This window comes from Protofrankia sp. CiP3, from assembly GCF_917627345.1.
GTDB lineage: Bacteria > Actinomycetota > Actinomycetes > Frankiales > Frankiaceae > Protofrankia.
Window position 1 is genome coordinate 23721 of sequence record NZ_CAKJTM010000075.1, and the last position, 2556, is coordinate 26276.

2 protein-coding genes and 1 pseudogene are annotated in these 2556 nt (G+C 69.3%); all 3 read right to left on the bottom strand.

Going from position 1 to position 2556, the window contains the following annotated elements; all coding sequences use genetic code 11:
- A pseudogene (locus tag MJ797_RS20040) lies at window positions 1-657 on the bottom strand (hypothetical protein); the annotation flags it as partial.
- A 3-nt stretch (window positions 658-660) separates the two neighbouring features.
- Entirely contained in the window at window positions 661-993 is a 333-nt protein-coding gene (locus MJ797_RS20045; protein ID WP_239338090.1) for a helix-turn-helix transcriptional regulator, read from the bottom strand.
- Window positions 994-2031, bottom strand: coding sequence for a tyrosine-type recombinase/integrase (locus MJ797_RS20050; protein ID WP_374582647.1), 1038 nt, complete (start codon window positions 2029-2031; stop codon window positions 994-996). It abuts the gene before it with no gap.
- Between the last annotated feature and the right edge of the window lie 525 nt (window positions 2032-2556).

The following is a 2556-nucleotide window of genomic DNA, read 5'->3' on the forward strand; positions in this document are numbered from 1 at the left end:
GAGCTCATCGATCAGCCGCAGCACGCCGGGGATCGGGGCGCGGGCCCCGTCGCCGGTCAGCAGGCCGGGTGTTTCCTCGAGAATCCAGGCAAGGTTCCGCAGTTTCGTGGGTCTGGCAAACATCCGTCGGGCCGCCGCGGCAATCGTGTCGGGCGCCAGCGACGGATCCACCGCGACGATGACCTCCGCGAGAACCGTGACAGGATCCCGGTCGTCTTCGTCGGGGCAGTGGGCGCAGCGGGGCTGCCCGTGGCGATCGAGGGTGGCGACGTTGCGTTCCTGGCCGCAGGAGGCGCACGGCTTCGGGCGGGGGCCGCAGACCGCGCAGTACCAGTCCTGGCCGCGGCGCTGCAGGGTGCGCAGCTGTTTGCCGCACTCGGCGCAGACCGGCGGCGAGATGCTCACCGCGCCCGCGTTGCGCAGGGCGATGAGCAGGTCCGCGACGACGCGTGGGGCCGGGGACCGTCCGTCGGCCAGCACCGCCGGCCGGTCCAGCAGGGCCTGGGCCAGACGGCGCCGTTTGACTCGTCCTCCCGCAACGGTGATCGCCGCGGCTTCGATGGCCGGCCGGTCCAGGGCGGACTCGGCCATCGCGACGAGGTCGACGACGACGTTGATCGGGTCCGCGAGCACCTCAGGCGCCAGGGCGTCGACCATCGCTCAGCTGTCAGCTTGAGTAATGCGGGCCCGTTTGGGGCGCAGCGCGCCGACGCCCGTTTCGGCGCCGCCGGCGGCGCGGGTCTTGCGGGCCGGTGTGGCGACGGCGACCGGTTCGATCAGGTCCTCCATCGTGCAGTCGAGGATGTCCAGCAACGCCATCAGCACCTTCAGGCTCAACCGCTCGGGTCGTTCCACCACCAGCCGGTAGACCTGGCTGGCCGACAGGTCGATCCCGCGTTCGGCCAGCGGAGCGGACAGGTCCGTGGTCTGGAACATGCCGCGGGCGGCCATCACCTGCCGCAGGTTCCATCGGTAGTCCAGACGGCGTGCCATTCACGACTCCTTCCGCTGCTGCCCCGGCGGCCCGAACGCAGGGGTCAGGGCCTTGCGCAGCGCGGTGTTCATGAAGTCCCCCGAGACGTGGGTGTAGATCGCGGTCGAGGTGTCACAGCGGTGCCCGACCGCCTCCTGGATGAACCGGCGGTCGACCCCGTCCTCGGTCAGGTGTGTCACCCACGAATGCCGCAGGCTGTGTGGCGTCAGTGCTTTCGGCAGCCCCAACGCGTCCCGGTAGGCGACGAACCTGGCGTTGATCTCCGCTGGTTTCACCCGGCCGGACCGTTCCGTCACCCACAACGCCGGATGATCCACGCAGCCGAACCGTGGACGGATGCTCTCCACGTAGTCGGCGACCGCCTCCACCGCCCAGCCCATCACCGACGGCACGTTGCGCCGCCGCGGTGGCTGCCCCCGCACCGCCTTGCCGTACCGGACGTGCAGCATCCCATACCGGCCGAACTCCGGCGCCGCCGGGTTACGCCCCCAATCCGCCACGTCCAGCTTCGCCGTCTCCGTGCGACGCAACCCCCACGCGTAGATCACCTTGAACAGGGTCGCGTCCCGGTATGCTGCCAACGCCCCCTTGCGCTTCGCCGCGACCGCCCGCTCGACCTGGTCGTCGGCGTAGTCGAGGAACCGCTGCAACTCCTCGCGGGTGAATGGCCTGGCCTCCGGGCTTCCCTCGTAGTCGTTGAGGTGCGCGATGCTGTTCCACTCGTGCACGACCGCGACCGGGTAGGTGCCGAACGCGTCGTCACAGGCCTTCACCCAGCCGTACCGCGCGTCGGTCAGGTACTCGCTGAACAGGCGCAGGTCCGTCTGGTAGCCACGGATCGTGGACGGGGCCAGATGCTTCTCCGCAGTCAGCGACAGCGTCCACTCCTCGACATGCGCCGGCCCCCAGTTCCACGGGTACTCGTTGCAGAACGCGAGGAACCGGCGAACCAGCCGCTCCCGCGGCACGATCGTGTCCTCCTGCAGCCCACGAGCGGTCTGCTGCGACCGCCAGCCCCGCAGCATCGCCTCGACCATGGCGTCCTCCGGCCGCAGCTGCACCACGCCCGACACCAGCTGAAGGTGCGCCGCACCCGCCAGCTCCCCCCGTCCCACCCAGCCCTCCCGCCCTGCCGATCACAACCGTCAGGCGGCAGGATCTCGCATCTAACGGGCGCGCCATGCACCGGGTGCAGGTCAGACGGCCTCCGGAGCTGGCAGTGCTACGGCATTCCGTACCCGCCGTCAGCAGGCGACCTGCGGATTCTCGCCCGTCTGATGCAATTCCCGAGTAATGGTGACGTCGGATATTGGAACTGTCCGAATGCCCTCCCGAGGCGCCCGATTCCGCCCAGGATGCCCCATCCCTTTCCTCGATGCGCTTTGAAAAGTGCCCACCAGCTACCGGGACCGTCTGATGGGTGAATCATGCATCAGAAAGAAGATCGCGAGAGAGCACCCTGGTCAGGCGGCATCCCTGGCCGGTCGTCCCGCACCATTCCGCACGCCGGCTGACCTGCCCACCTGCGGTTTCTCGCCCGCCTGGCGCAATTCCCGAGGGTT

What these genes read in the sequence shown, in the direction of transcription:
- MJ797_RS20045 (WP_239338090.1), bottom strand. Translation starts at nt 993, where the DNA reads ATGGCACGCCGTCTGGACTACCGATGGAACCTGCGGCAGGTGATGGCC.
- MJ797_RS20050 (WP_374582647.1), bottom strand. Translation starts at nt 2,031, where the DNA reads ATGGTCGAGGCGATGCTGCGGGGCTGGCGGTCGCAGCAGACCGCTCGT.